General features: G+C 52.1%; 12 protein-coding genes. 6 read left to right on the top strand and 6 right to left on the bottom strand.

Features of this window, described 5'->3' with window-relative positions:
• Window positions 1-67: 67 nt before the first annotated feature.
• Together DBY68_RS02820 and DBY68_RS02815 are read right to left on the bottom strand one after the other, a co-directional pair.
• Window positions 68-904: an alpha/beta hydrolase gene (locus DBY68_RS02820; protein WP_108474336.1), complete on the bottom strand. Its 837-nt coding sequence runs from the start codon at window positions 902-904 to the stop codon at window positions 68-70.
• A 388-nt stretch (window positions 905-1,292) separates the two neighbouring features.
• Entirely contained in the window at window positions 1,293-2,396 is a 1,104-nt protein-coding gene (locus DBY68_RS02815) for a cobalamin-independent methionine synthase II family protein (RefSeq protein ID WP_108474337.1), read from the bottom strand.
• A 585-nt stretch (window positions 2,397-2,981) separates the two neighbouring features.
• Between DBY68_RS02815 and uspE the strand changes: the two genes are divergently transcribed.
• Window positions 2,982-3,932, top strand: coding sequence for a universal stress protein UspE (gene uspE / locus DBY68_RS02810; protein ID WP_108474338.1), 951 nt, complete (start codon window positions 2,982-2,984; stop codon window positions 3,930-3,932).
• 70 nt (window positions 3,933-4,002) lie between these two features.
• Here the strand turns inward: uspE and DBY68_RS02805 are convergent, their stop codons facing one another.
• The 3 genes from DBY68_RS02805 to pntA all read right to left on the bottom strand — a co-directional run bounded on the left by DBY68_RS02805 (window position 4,003) and on the right by pntA (window position 7,245).
• A complete protein-coding gene (locus DBY68_RS02805; protein WP_108474339.1) occupies window positions 4,003-4,191 on the bottom strand; it encodes a YdiH family protein in 189 nt (62 codons plus the stop codon).
• A 125-nt stretch (window positions 4,192-4,316) separates the two neighbouring features.
• Entirely contained in the window at window positions 4,317-5,705 is a 1,389-nt protein-coding gene (pntB, locus tag DBY68_RS02800) for a Re/Si-specific NAD(P)(+) transhydrogenase subunit beta (protein WP_108474340.1), read from the bottom strand.
• A gap of 10 nt (window positions 5,706-5,715) precedes the next feature.
• Window positions 5,716-7,245 (bottom strand): Re/Si-specific NAD(P)(+) transhydrogenase subunit alpha, encoded by a 1,530-nt coding sequence (pntA, locus tag DBY68_RS02795; RefSeq protein WP_108474341.1) that lies wholly within the window; start codon window positions 7,243-7,245, stop codon window positions 5,716-5,718.
• A gap of 521 nt (window positions 7,246-7,766) precedes the next feature.
• Here pntA and ydgH point away from each other — a divergent pair.
• The 3 genes from ydgH to folM all read left to right on the top strand — a co-directional run bounded on the left by ydgH (window position 7,767) and on the right by folM (window position 11,030).
• Window positions 7,767-8,717, top strand: coding sequence for a DUF1471 family protein YdgH (gene ydgH / locus DBY68_RS02790; protein ID WP_108474342.1), 951 nt, complete (start codon window positions 7,767-7,769; stop codon window positions 8,715-8,717).
• 172 nt (window positions 8,718-8,889) lie between these two features.
• Window positions 8,890-10,272, top strand: a complete 1,383-nt coding sequence (locus DBY68_RS02785; protein WP_108474343.1) for an amino acid permease — start codon at window positions 8,890-8,892, stop codon at window positions 10,270-10,272.
• A gap of 35 nt (window positions 10,273-10,307) precedes the next feature.
• Window positions 10,308-11,030, top strand: coding sequence for a dihydromonapterin reductase (gene folM, locus DBY68_RS02780; protein ID WP_108474344.1), 723 nt, complete (start codon window positions 10,308-10,310; stop codon window positions 11,028-11,030).
• On the opposite strand, the gene DBY68_RS02775 is transcribed toward folM, so the two are convergent.
• Window positions 11,027-11,362, bottom strand: coding sequence for a GlpM family protein (locus tag DBY68_RS02775; RefSeq protein WP_108474345.1), 336 nt, complete (start codon window positions 11,360-11,362; stop codon window positions 11,027-11,029). The two genes, folM and DBY68_RS02775, sit on opposite strands and share 4 nt — an antisense overlap.
• Window positions 11,363-11,484: 122 nt before the next feature.
• Between DBY68_RS02775 and rstA the strand changes: the two genes are divergently transcribed.
• Together rstA and rstB are read left to right on the top strand one after the other, a co-directional pair.
• Window positions 11,485-12,204 carry a two-component system response regulator RstA gene (rstA, locus tag DBY68_RS02770; protein WP_108474346.1) on the top strand — a complete coding sequence of 240 codons (720 nt, stop codon included), beginning with the start codon at window positions 11,485-11,487 and terminating at the stop codon, window positions 12,202-12,204.
• Between the two features lie 2 nt (window positions 12,205-12,206).
• Entirely contained in the window at window positions 12,207-13,508 is a 1,302-nt protein-coding gene (gene rstB, locus DBY68_RS02765) for a two-component system sensor histidine kinase RstB (protein ID WP_108474347.1), read from the top strand.
• The last annotated feature ends 33 nt before the right edge of the window (window positions 13,509-13,541 follow it).

Genomic DNA, 13,541 nt, shown 5'->3' with positions numbered 1-13,541 from the left:
TCCTTCTGTTTTACACATTAAAAAGGGAAGCTATTCGCTTCCCTTTTTTATTCAGCTTATCAGGCAATTAGCCACGAATAAATTTCAGAATATCCGCGTTAATCACGTCCGCATGCGTGGTATGCATACCATGCGGGTAGCCTGGATAAATACGCAGCGTGCTGTTACTTAGAAGTTTATCCTGCAAAATGGCCGCATTTTTGTACGGCACAACCTGGTCATCATCGCCCTGAAGTACCAGAACCGGTACGGTGATCGCTTTCAGATCTTCCGTTTGATCGGTTTCTGAAAACGCTTTGATACCTTCATAATGCGCCTTCGCACTACCCGTCATCCCCTGACGCCACCAGTTCTGAATCGTCCCCTGAGACACTTCCGCGCCGTCACGGTTAAAGCCGTAGAACGGGCCGGACGCGACGTCGAGATAAAACTGCGCGCGGTTTGCCGCCAGTGCTTTACGGAAGCCATCAAATACTTCAACCGGCGTACCGCCAGGGTTAGCCTCTGTTTTAACCATTAACGGAGGAACGGAACTCACCAGTACAGCTTTCGCTACACGTCCCTGCGGTTGACCAAATTTCGCCACATAACGCGCCACCTGACCGCCCCCGGTTGAGTGCCCGACATGCACAGCATTGTGCAGGTCGAGATGTTCAACAACGGCTGAAGCATCTGCAGCATAGTGATCCATGTCGTGCCCTTCACTCACCTGATCGGAACGGCCATGCCCACGACGGTCGATAGCGATAACCCGGAACCCCTCAGCGAGGAAGAACAGCATCTGGTTGTCCCAGTCATCAGCGCTTAACGGCCAACCGTGATGGAAAACAATCGGTTGTGCCTCTTTCGGGCCCCAGTCTTTGAAGAAAATATTGACGCCATCTTTAGTCGTTACGAATGCCATAGAATGAACCCCTTGTGTCGATTAAATGCCGTTAACGTAAAGTGGTACGCAGGTAGATGAAGGTACTGCTAAAACCGCACCAGCCCATTGCCTGAAGCACTGGGAATCTGTTTGGGTCAGATGCAGTATAGTCGATGGGAAAAACGTTGATGTATTTCCTGCCATCCTTTTTATATGTGCCAACCTCTGCGGGTCAGGAGTAAAATTACGCCGCACTCACCATTATGTATATTCGTAAATAACTATCGGATTAATCATTTTAATCAACTCGACCCAATCCTGTTATATTAGTGATATGGTTCTTTCAGCCGTATAATTTTTCCAGGGTATTTCTTAAAAATAAAAAAAAGCCGCAGCATTGTGCGGCTTCATGAGATACGATAGTGAATTACCAGAACTGTTCAGCTATTTCGGTAATTAATTTGATTTTGTCCCACTGCTGTGCCGGTGTCAGGCTGTTCCCTTCTTCTGTTGAAGCGAAACCACACTGTGGGCTGAGGCAAATTTGATTTTTCGCCACAAACTGAGAAGCTTCCTCCAAACGAGCCTTGATTCCTTCTGGGTTTTCCAGCTCACCATTTTTGGTAGTCACCAGCCCAAGCACGACCTGCTGATGACCGGGACGAACGAAGCGTAGCGGTGCGAAATCCCCGGAACGGTCATTGTCATATTCCAGATAAAAAGCATCGACATTGACGCTGCCAAATAATATTTCCGCTACAGGCTCATAGCCGCCCTCTGAAATCCAGGTCGAACGGAAATTACCACGGCAAACATGTAAGCCAATTATCAGGTCTGCCGGTTTATTCTCCAGCGCCTTATTAATCACGCGAGCATAAATACGCGCGAGCTGATCCGGATCGTCCCCACGCTCACGAATTTGCTGACGTTGCGCATCTGAACATAAATAGGCCCATACGGTGTCATCAAGCTGTAAATAACGGCAGCCGGCTGCATAAAACGCCTGAATCGCATCGCGCCAGGTGGTCGCCAGATCGTCAAAATAAGCCTCAAGATCGGGATAGACATCCGCATCAATATCTTTACGACCACCGCGAAAATGCAGCACGCTGGGGCTGGGAATGGTCATTTTAGGCGTCGCGTTACCGCTGATGCTCTTCAGATAACGGAAGTCATTGAGCATCGGGTGTTCACCAAAGCCTAACTTACCCGTCACGCGAACCCCGTGCGCTTTGGTTTGCACGCCATTAAACTGAATCCCCTGCTCTGAATCATAACGTTCGACGCCCTGAAGGCCATCGAAGAAGTCGAAGTGCCACCATGCGCGGCGGAATTCACCGTCGGTAACGATATGCAAACCGCATGAGCATTGTTGTTCCACTACGTGGCGAATCGCCTCATCTTCGACCGCACGCAGTTGCTGTGCAGTGATCTCCCCCTGCGCAAATTGCTGGCGGGCGAGCTTAATGGTGTCCGGTCGTAAAAAACTGCCCACGACATCGGCGCGGAACGGAGCGTGTTGACTTTGCATGTGATCTCCATAACGTCCAGTTAACCATTGCTGAACGTGATTATTTGTTTTTTGAATAAAGACTTCTGGATGGCTATACGTCCACAATCACACAACAAACGTTCGTATGCAAACGAGAAAATTTCAGTAAACTTGAAGAAAATTCATGTTTAAGTTTCCTAAAACATGTCAAAAAAGTGGATCTTGATCACAGTCAGCAGTACCTTAAGAGTCAGTATCTGCGCGTTAACGTGGAAAGAAGTATCTGGCCAAACGGGCCGTTAAAAGAATAAGTTGGTTGAGAGTATGAGTTTTGTTGTGCAATGGACCCTGGGCTGCATCGCGGTCGCATGGGTGATGAGAGCGTTTCTGCACGCGTAAGGGCGGAAATATCAGGGTCGCAGCGATGCGGCCTTTTTGTTTAGACTTTCCTCTCCGGGATAAGCGCGTTTTTCTCACTGTTTTATTTCCCTTCAGATTTATCCTCCCGTCTTTATTAAATTTCCCTCATTTATTGATCTTGCGAAGGTTCTCCCCTGTTTCATTCACTCCATATGAGTTATCTTTTAAAGACGAACTGAGGTTACAGTTGTAAGGAGACCCTGTATGGCCAAGTATCAAAACATGCTGGTAGCCATCGATCCTAACCAGGACGATCAGCCCGCATTGCGGCGTGCCGTTTATCTACATCAACGGATTGGTGGCACCATTAAGGCATTTTTGCCTATCTATGATTTTTCGTATGAAATGACGACGCTGCTGTCTCCCGACGAGCGAACAGCCATGCGCCAGGGGGTCATTAGCCAACGTGCCGCATGGATCCGCGAGCAGGCGAAATATTACATTGAAGCAGGCGTGCCCATTGAAATCAAAGTGGTCTGGCACAACCGTCCTTTCGAAGCCATCATTCAGGAAGTCATTAGCGGCGGTCACGATTTACTGCTGAAAATGGCGCATCAGCACGACAAACTGGAATCCGTTATTTTCACCCCAACCGACTGGCACCTGCTGCGTAAATGCCCGTGCCCGGTGTGGATGGTGAAAGACCAACCGTGGCCGGAAGGCGGGAAAGCGCTGGTAGCGGTCAACCTCGCCAGCGAAGAGCCCTATCATAATGCGTTAAACGACAGACTGGTTAAAGAAACGCTGGAACTGGCGCAACTGGTAAATCATACAGAAGTGCATTTGGTGGGTGCCTACCCTGTTACGCCGATCAATATTGCCATTGAACTGCCCGATTTTGACCCAAGCGTTTATAACGATGCGATTCGTGGTCAGCATTTGCTGGCAATGAAAGCATTACGTCAGAAATATGGTATCGATGAGAAGTTTACCCACGTCGAAAAGGGGTTACCTGAAGAAGTGATCCCCGATCTCGCAGAGCATCTTGAAGCGGGGGTTGTCGTGTTGGGTACGGTCGGTCGTACCGGGCTTTCTGCGGCATTCCTGGGCAATACAGCGGAACAAGTTATCGATCATCTGCGCTGTGATTTGCTGGCCATTAAACCGAACGACTATGAGACACCTGTCGAACTGGATGACGACGAAGACGATTAAGGGATAACACTGACGTCAGAAACAATAAACCCGCCATTACGGCGGGTTTATTTTTTGCAGCCGCGCTGCATTAATGAATACCGTAGCGCCAGGCAAGGTCGATCTCTTCTTTCAGCTCAAGAGAAGAAAGCGCCATCAGGTCAGCGAATTCTAATTCCAGCTGTTTCAGTTTTTTGAGGTATTGCGCGGGCGTAAGCACAGTGGTATCACGACGAAGATATTCAATAGCCAGCTGTGCGGGGGTCAATTCGGTATCCATAAAAGCCTCTGTTTTTGAAGGAACCTGTGAAGTATATCACATTGCAGTGTCTGTTTTTTGACCAAAAGCAATCCTGTGCAAAAAAAAACCGTCTCTCGAAAGAGACGGCTTCTCTGACATGACTCTTACAGAGATTTCAGAATCGCATCGACACTGGCTTTCGCATCACCGAACAGCATCTGCGTGTTCTCTTTAAAGAACAACGGGTTCTGTACGCCGGCATAACCCGTGTTCATGGAACGTTTGAAGACGATGACATTCTGCGCCTTCCAGACTTCCAGAACCGGCATGCCCGCGATAGGACTCTTCGGATCGTCCTGCGCCGCCGGGTTAACGGTGTCGTTAGCGCCAATGACCAGCACGGTGTCTGTATCACTGAAGTCGTCGTTGATTTCGTCCATTTCCAGCACGATGTCATACGGCACTTTGGCTTCCGCCAGCAGTACGTTCATGTGCCCCGGTAAACGCCCGGCAACCGGGTGAATACCAAAACGGACGTTAACCCCGCGTGCACGCAGCTTCTCGGTGATTTCCGCCACCGGATACTGCGCCTGCGCCACCGCCATGCCGTAGCCTGGGGTGATGATAACTGAATGCGAATTCTTCAGCATTTCCGCGGTATCTTCCGCAGTGATTTCGCGGTATTCGCCCATCTCTTCATCGCCGCCGGTCGAAGAACCGTCGGAGCCGAAGCCGCCCGCTATCACGCTAAAGAATGAACGGTTCATCGCTTTACACATGATGTACGACAGAATCGCACCGGAAGAACCGACCAGCGCGCCTGTTACGATTAGCAGGTCGTTACTGAGCATGAAGCCCGCTGCCGCTGCCGCCCAACCAGAATAGGAGTTCAGCATTGACACCACCACCGGCATATCCGCCCCACCGATGGATGCCACCAGATGCCAGCCAAAGGCCAGCGCGATAGCGGTCATGACAACCAGCACCAGCCCTTGCAGACCGACGCTATCCGTGCGAACGAAAACCACCAGCAGCAGGAAGGAAACCACCAGCGCCGCCAGATTCAGTTTATGGCGGTTCGGCAGCATCAACGGTTTAGACGAGATTTTGCCGCACAATTTACCGTAGGCCACCACCGAACCGGTGAAGGTCACCGCACCGATAAAGATCCCTAAGAACACTTCCGTCAGGTGGATATTGACCAGAATCTGTTCCTGACCAGCATCGTGATGCAGGTAACTGTTAAAGCCCACCAGCACCGCGGCGAGACCGACAAAGCTGTGCAGAATCGCCACCAGTTCCGGCATTTCGGTCATTTCGACTTTCTTCGCCAGACGGATACCAATCGCGCCGCCGATCGCCATTGCGATAATAATCCACACCACATTATGCGTATCCGGCCCAAAGATAGTGGCAATTAGCGCAATCGCCATCCCCGTGATACCAAACGTATTCCCCTGCTTAGATGTCTCGTGCTTTGAAAGCCCGGCAAGACTGAAAATAAACAGGATTGCGGCAACAATGTATGCAGCAGTAACTAATCCTCCAGACATGTGCTACCCCTTAGTTCTTCCGGAACATTTTCAGCATGCGCTGAGTGACGGTGAATCCACCAAAAATATTAATGCTGGCGATCAGCACCGCGATAAAGCTCAGGAAGCTTACCCAACCACCGTCGCCAATTTGCAGCAACGCGCCGACGACGATAATCCCCGAGATGGCGTTAGTGACCGACATCAGCGGGGTATGCAGTGCATGTGAGACGTTCCACACCACGTAGTAACCCACCACGCAGGAAAGCGCAAAGACGGTAAAGTGACCGAGGAACTCTTTCGGCGCAACGTTGGCAAGCCAGCCAAACAGAATTATCGCCAGGGCAATCATGGCGTATTTACGCCACGGGGAGACGGGTTTCTCCGGCTCTTTTGGCGCTTCAACAGTCTTCGCAGCGGCCTGAGGCTGAGCGGAAACGGGAATCGGCGGCGCAGGCCAGGTGACTTCTCCTTCACGTACCACCGTCACGCCACGCACAACAACGTCTTCGAAATCGATGGTAATAGAACCCTCTTTCTCTTTGCACAGCAGTTTCAGCAAGTTCAGCAGATTAGTCCCGTAAAGCTGGGACGATTGCGTCGGCAAACGACCGGGTAAATCCGTATAACCAATCACTTTCACACCGCCCGCGGTGGTGACCACTTCATTGGCGACCGTATATTCACAGTTACCGCCATTTTGCGCCGCGAGGTCAACAATCACACTGCCCGGCGTCATGGAGTCAACCATTTCGCGGGTGATGAGCTTCGGTGCCGGTTTGCCCGGAATCAATGCCGTGGTGACAATAATGTCGACCTCTTTTGCCTGTGCAGCGAAGAGTGCCATTTCCGCTTTGATAAACGCATCAGACATCACTTTGGCATAGCCGTCCCCACTGCCCGCTTCTTCTTTGAAGTCGAGCTCAAGGAACTCCGCGCCCATACTCTGTACCTGCTCTTTCACTTCAGGACGAGTATCGAAGGCACGTACAATCGCGCCAAGGCTATTAGCTGCGCCAATTGCCGCCAGACCCGCTACGCCAGCACCAATGACCATCACTTTTGCCGGCGGTACTTTACCTGCGGCAGTAATCTGCCCGGTGAAGAAACGACCAAATTCATGCGCCGCTTCGACAATCGCCCGATAACCGGCGATATTGGCCATGGAGCTCAGGGCATCAAGCGACTGCGCACGCGAAATACGCGGCACGGAGTCCATCGCCATCACGTTAATACTGCGCGCGGCCAGTTTTTCCATTAATTCCGGATTCTGGGCCGGCCAGATAAAGCTAATCAGCGTCGTGCCCGGATTGAGCAGCGCAATTTCTTCCTCCAGCGGCGCATTAACTTTCAAAATAACGTCGGCATGCCAGACATTATCACCGTCGACAATTTCTGCGCCCGCCTGAGTAAACGCGTCGTCCTCAAAACTTGCCAGTTTACCCGCACCGCTTTCCACCGCCACGCTGAAGCCAAGTTTTAGCAGTTGTTCCACCGTTTTCGGTGTTGCCGCCACTCGCGTCTCCTGGGGCCACCTCTCTTTTGGTACACCAATACGCATAGTTTTCCCTTCCATCGGTTTTTAATGATGGTTTGCCGTCATACCAGGTCAGAACCGCTGGCGCAATAAACGCACAGTCGTTCATCAACCCAAAAATAAAACAGTAACAAACTTTCTATAACCTACTGAAAATACCCGTTGTGATCTACAACCTGAAAACACTATTTTTGATTTTATGCAGGAAAAATTACTTTGCATAAGCAGGTCAGGGATATTTACCTGAAATTGATAGCCAGGCCTGATAATTCGCTTAAGCGAAGCGGCAAAACATGATTTTTCGCCAGAGTGATGAAGCGATTTAACAATATATTAACTTGAAAAAGTGATATCGATGACCCGCTTTTCCGGTCAAGAGCCTGTTTTTTCAACATATCGCGAAAAGTTATGCAAAACAGTTATCCGCTTCGCATCTGATGTGAAAAATCACGCAGACAGTGAGTCGAATTAAATGCAATAATCATTGGGTTTTCAGTCAACAACAACACCAGTACCTGGTTTGCGCAAGGCGAAGGATTATTTTTATGAAGCTTAAGAACACTCTCCTCGTGTCCGCTCTGTTGTCTGCCGCGGCTGTGTCCGCTCACGCAGCGACAGAATTGACGCCGGAGCAAGCAGCCGCACTGAAACCTTACGACCGTGTCGTGGTTACCGGCCGCTTTAATGCGATTGGCGATGCCGTTCAGGCCGTTTCCCGTAAAGCAGATAAAGAAGGCGCTGCCTCTTTTTATGTGGTTGATACCTCCGATTATGGCAATGGCGGTAACTGGCGCGTGACAGCCGATCTCTACAAAGAGGATGCTGCCAAAGCCGATGCCCCGAATAACCGCATCATTAACGGCGTGATGGAACTGCCAAAAGATCAGGCCGTGACTCTCGAACCGTACGATACCGTGACTATCCAGGGCTTCTACCGCAGCCAGCCGGAAGTGAACGACGCCATCACCAAAGCGGCAAAAGCTAAAGGAGCATATTCGTTCTATATCGTGCGTCAGGTTGATGCCAACCAGGGCGGCAATCAGCGCATTACCGCCTTCATCTATAAAGAAGATGCCAAAAAACGCGTGCTGCAAAGCCCGGATGCGATCCCGGCTGATTCCGAAGCAGGTCGTGCAAAACTGGCGAAAGGTGGCGAAGAAGCCAAAACCGTGGAGATCCCTGGCGTGGCAACCACTGCTTCCGTGGGCGCCGGTACCGGTGTAGGTCGTTTCTTCGAAACACAGTCATCTAAAGGCGGACGTTACACTGTCACGCTGCCGGATGGCACTAAAGTTGAAGAGTTGAACAAAATCACTGCCGCGCAGATGATTCCGTTCGACAGCGTGAAGTTCACCGGCAACTACGGCAATATGTCTGAAGTCTCCTACCAGGTTGCCAAACGCGCAGCCAAAAAAGGTGCGAAGTACTACCATATTACGCGCCAGTGGCAGGAACGTGGCGGGAACGTCACCATCAGCGCCGACCTCTATAAGTAATTTAGGTTGTGCATAAAGGCGGCGCTTGCCGCCTTTTTTACGCTTTTATGCCTGAACTCATTGCATGCACTCCCCACACTCCGTAAAATCGCGCGCCTGGCGCAATCTTCCATGTTTATGCGATTTCGCCAAATAAATATTCTGGTTTGATGTCGTTTACAACAGGATCCTCATGGAAAAGAAACTTGGCCTTAGCGCCCTGACCGCCCTTGTTTTGAGCTCCATGCTTGGCGCGGGTGTTTTCAGCCTTCCACAGAATATGGCGGCTGTCGCCAGCCCGGTTGCGCTGCTTATTGGCTGGGCCATTACCGGGGTTGGGATCCTGTTTCTGGCAATTGCGATGTTAATCCTGACCCGCATTCGCCCGGACCTGGACGGCGGTATTTTTACCTACGCCCGTGAAGGCTTCGGCGAACTGATTGGTTTCTGCTCTGCATGGGGCTACTGGCTGTGTGCGGTTATCGCCAACGTCTCCTATCTGGTTATTGTCTTCTCAGCGCTGAGCTTTTTTACCGATACGCCAGAACTGCGTCTGTTTGGCGACGGAAATACCTGGCAATCGATTGTCGGCGCCTCTGTTCTGCTGTGGATCGTTCACTTCCTGGTATTGCGCGGCGTACAAACGGCGGCGGGTATTAATCTTGTCGCGACGCTGGCAAAACTGGTACCGCTCGGTCTGTTCATCGTTCTCGCGGCTATTGCCTTCAAAATGGACACCTTCTCGCTCGATTTTAGCGGCATTGAACTGGGCGTGCCGGTATGGGAGCAGGTGAAAAACACCATGCTCATTACCCTGTGGGTGTTCATCGGCGTGGAAGGCGCGGTGGTGGTTTCTGCACGCGCACGTAACAAGAAAGATGTAGGCCGCGCTACGCTGCTGGCGGTGCTTTCCGCTCTCGGGGTTTATCTGCTGGTGACGCTACTGTCGCTGGGTGTGGTTGCGCGTCCGGAACTGGCGGAAATGCGTAATCCATCGATGGCCGGATTGATGGTCAAAATGATGGGCTCCTGGGGTGAAATCGTCATTGCCGCCGGGCTGATTGTCTCCGTGTGCGGGGCTTATCTGAGCTGGACGATTATGGCGGCGGAAGTGCCGCTGCTGGCGGCGACGCATAAAGCTTTTCCACGCGTGTTTGCTCGCCAGAATGCCAACAATGCGCCGTCGGCATCGCTTTGGCTGACTAACATTAGCGTGCAGGTGAGCCTGGTGCTTATCTGGATGACGGGCTCGGATTACAATACACTGCTGACCATCGCCTCCGAGATGATTCTGGTACCCTATTTCCTCGTAGGCGCGTTTCTGCTGAAAATTGCCACCCGACCGCTGCATAAAGCCGTGGGTATCGGTGCGTGCATTTATGGCTTATGGTTACTGTATGCGTCCGGGCCGATGCATCTGCTGTTATCCGTTGTGCTCTACGCGCCCGGGCTGTTGGTGTTTCTCTATGCGCGTCGCACTCATGTCGATAATGTGCTGCTAAAACGTCGCGAACTGGCATTGATTGGCTTATTACTGGTTGCCGCCATCCCGGCAACGTGGCTGTTGATGGGGTAAAGATGTCCCCATCGTTAAACGATAAGGAGACGACGATGGGAGAGACGCTTTCGCGCCCAATCCTCATTACCGGCGCAGGCCGTCGCATTGGCCTGGCGCTGGCCCACCACTTGCTTAATCAACAGCAACCGGTGATTGTCAGTTATCGAACCCATCTTCCCGCCATTGATGTGCTGGAGAAAGCCGGTGCACAGTGCATTCAGGCTGATTTTTCAACCGATGGCGGTATCATCGCGTTCTCCGAAGAGGTGAAAAGTCGCTGTAGAGGCCTGCGCGCGGTGATTCATAATGCCAGCGCATGGATACCGGAAAATCCACGTCAGCCGCTGAGCGACGTGATGCACGCCATGATGCAGGTACACGTCAATGCCCCTTACCTGTTGAACCACGCACTGGAAAGCCTGCTGCGCGGCCATGGGCATGCAGCCAGCGATATTATCCACTTTACTGATTACGTGGTGGAACGCGGCAGCGAAAAGCACATCGCTTACGCAGCCAGCAAAGCGGCGCTCGACAATATGACCCGTTCTTTTGCCAAAAAACTGGCGCCAGAAGTCAAAGTGAATGCCATCGCGCCATCGCTGATCCTGTTCAATGAAAGCGATGACGCGGCCTATCGTCAGCAGGCACTGAATAAATCACTGATGAAAATTGCCCCAGGCGAGAAAGAGATTATCGATCTGGTCGATTACCTGCTCACCAGTTGCTACGTGACCGGACGAACCTTTGCCGTCGATGGCGGGCGACCGCTCGCTTAATGAAAGCGGCTCCAGACCAGAATTAGCAGCCAGGCGCTCACGCTCCAGCAAACTACCGCTCCTGCCAGCGCCAGGGGCAGTCGCAGAAAGCCGGTGAAATACCACAGCGACAGCAGATAGAGAAAATAAGGAATAATCGACCACATGCCGAAAACGATAGTGGCACGTAACGCTTCCGTGCCGCGCTCGCTGGCGACAATGTAGTGCGCGATCATCGCAAAAGTAGGAAACAGCGGGATTAACCCGGCAATATAGTAATTTTTTGTTTTTGCCAAAATCCCTATCAGCAAGACCACCAGCGCACCCAATAGCGCCTTAATCAGCAGTGCCATTTTTCTTCAGCCAACCAACAAGATGTGTTCGCAGCATAGCTGAATTTATGTTGTTTATGAATGATTAATGGAAGGCTACGCACTGCAGGTGTATGTTAATTCTTTTAAGTACATCTGAGCACATGAATAAGATCGTTTTCGTAGAGGATGATCCAGACGTTGGCGCGCTGATCGCCGCGTATCTGGCAAAGCACGATATGGATGTTGTGGTCGAACCCCGCGGTGATACTGCCGAAGCAGCCATTGCCCGAGAGCAACCCGATCTCGTTCTGCTGGATATCATGCTACCCGGTAAAGATGGCATGACTCTGTGCCGCGACCTGCGTGGTCAGTTTCCGGGCCCGATCGTTTTGCTCACCTCGCTCGACAGCGACATGAACCATATTCTGGCGCTTGAAATGGGTGCCAGCGATTACATCCTGAAAACCACCCCGCCCGCTGTGTTGCTCGCGCGTGTACGTCTGCATCTGCGTCAGCACGCACCTTCCTCGGCCGGAATTGCCCCACAACCCGCCATGACGCCGCATAAAGCGATTCGCTTTGGCACGCTGTTCATCGACCCGGTAAACCGTCAGGTGGAACTGAGCGGTGATACCATTGCCCTTTCTACCGCCGATTTTGACCTGCTGTGGGAGCTTGCGACCCATGCGGGGCAAATTATGGACCGCGACGCGCTGCTGAAAAATCTGCGTGGCGTCAGCTATGATGGCATGGATCGCAGCGTTGACGTGGCGATTTCGCGGCTGCGTAAAAAGTTGCTGGATAGTGCGACCGAGCCTTATCGGATTAAAACAGTTCGCAATAAAGGCTATTTGTTTGCACCACACGCCTGGGATAACTGATCGTGAAAAAACTGTTCGTGCAGTTTTACCTGCTGCTGTTTGTCTGCTTTCTGGTGATGACCATGCTGGTTGGGCTGGTGTATAAATTCACCGCCGAACGTGCAGGCCGACAGTCGCTGGACGATTTGATGAAAAGCTCGCTTTATCTGATGCGCAGCGAACTGCGCGAAATCCCGCCGCGTGACTGGAGCAAAACGTTAAAAGAGCTGGATCTTAATCTCTCCTTTGATTTGCGCATTGAGCCACTGAATAAATTCCACCTCGCTGAGGTGTCGATGAAACACTTGCGAGAAGGCGATATCGTCGCGCTCGACGATCAGTACACCTTTATTCAGCGAATTCCGCGCAGCCATTATGTTCTGGCGGTCGGCCCGGTGCCCTATCTCTATTTCCTGCATGAGATGCGTCTGTTCGATGTGGCGCTGATGGCCTTTATCGCCATCTCACTGGCCTTTCCGGTGTTCATCTGGATGCGTCCGCACTGGCAGGATATGTTGCGCCTTGAGAGCGCCGCGCAACGTTTTGGCGAGGGCCATCTTGGCGAACGCATCCATTTTGACAGTATGTCCAGCTTTGAGCGCCTGGGCGTGGCCTTTAATCAGATGGCCGATAACATCAACGCGCTGATTGCCAGTAAGAAACAGCTTATCGACGGGATCGCCCACGAACTGCGTACGCCGCTGGTGCGACTGCGTTATCGTCTGGAGATGAGCGAAAATCTGAGCGACGCCGAATCCCAGGCGCTGAACCGTGATATCAGTCAACTGGAAGCGCTGATTGAAGAACTGCTTACTTACGCCCGTCTCGACCGCCCTAAAACGGAGCTTTCGCTCACTACGCCTAACCTGGCCGTCTGGATTGCATCGCACGTGGAAGACGTTCAGGCCGTCACGCCCGAGCGAACGCTTTCGCTGAAGCAGTTGATGCCAGGTGACTATGGTGCGCTGGATATGCGCCTGATGGAACGTGTACTGGATAATCTTGTTAATAATGCCCTGCGTTACAGCCAGAAGCAGATTCAAATTAGCCTGACGCTTGACGGCAGCCGCGCCTGTTTACGCGTAGAGGATGATGGCCCCGGCATCGCGCCGTCCGAACGGGAACGGGTTTTCGAGCCGTTTGTGCGCCTTGATCCCAGCCGCGATCGCGCCACCGGTGGATGTGGGCTGGGTCTGGCAATTGTACACTCCATTGCGGTGGCGATGGGCGGTGAAGTCCGTTGCGACGATAGCGAACTGGGCGGCGCGAACTTCAGCCTTCACTGGCCCGTTTATCACCACATCACCTTTCCCCCCGCTGCCTGACGCAGATTTGCACGTAGCCCGATGCCGGGCTAT

This window comes from Pseudocitrobacter sp. RIT415, assembly GCF_003057695.2.
Taxonomy (GTDB): domain Bacteria; phylum Pseudomonadota; class Gammaproteobacteria; order Enterobacterales; family Enterobacteriaceae; genus Pseudocitrobacter; species Pseudocitrobacter faecalis.
Note: the sequence above shows the minus strand (reverse complement) of the source record. Positions and strands in the feature narration are given on the sequence as shown.

What these genes read in the sequence shown, in the direction of transcription:
- DBY68_RS02820 (WP_108474336.1), bottom strand. Translation starts at nt 904, where the DNA reads ATGGCATTCGTAACGACTAAAGATGGCGTCAATATTTTCTTCAAAGAC.
- DBY68_RS02815 (WP_108474337.1), bottom strand. Translation starts at nt 2,396, where the DNA reads ATGCAAAGTCAACACGCTCCGTTCCGCGCCGATGTCGTGGGCAGTTTT.
- uspE (WP_108474338.1), top strand. Translation starts at nt 2,982, where the DNA reads ATGGCCAAGTATCAAAACATGCTGGTAGCCATCGATCCTAACCAGGAC.
- DBY68_RS02805 (WP_108474339.1), bottom strand. Translation starts at nt 4,191, where the DNA reads ATGGATACCGAATTGACCCCCGCACAGCTGGCTATTGAATATCTTCGT.
- pntB (WP_108474340.1), bottom strand. Translation starts at nt 5,705, where the DNA reads ATGTCTGGAGGATTAGTTACTGCTGCATACATTGTTGCCGCAATCCTG.
- pntA (WP_108474341.1), bottom strand. Translation starts at nt 7,245, where the DNA reads ATGCGTATTGGTGTACCAAAAGAGAGGTGGCCCCAGGAGACGCGAGTG.
- ydgH (WP_108474342.1), top strand. Translation starts at nt 7,767, where the DNA reads ATGAAGCTTAAGAACACTCTCCTCGTGTCCGCTCTGTTGTCTGCCGCG.
- DBY68_RS02785 (WP_108474343.1), top strand. Translation starts at nt 8,890, where the DNA reads ATGGAAAAGAAACTTGGCCTTAGCGCCCTGACCGCCCTTGTTTTGAGC.
- folM (WP_108474344.1), top strand. Translation starts at nt 10,308, where the DNA reads ATGGGAGAGACGCTTTCGCGCCCAATCCTCATTACCGGCGCAGGCCGT.
- DBY68_RS02775 (WP_108474345.1), bottom strand. Translation starts at nt 11,362, where the DNA reads ATGGCACTGCTGATTAAGGCGCTATTGGGTGCGCTGGTGGTCTTGCTG.
- rstA (WP_108474346.1), top strand. Translation starts at nt 11,485, where the DNA reads ATGAATAAGATCGTTTTCGTAGAGGATGATCCAGACGTTGGCGCGCTG.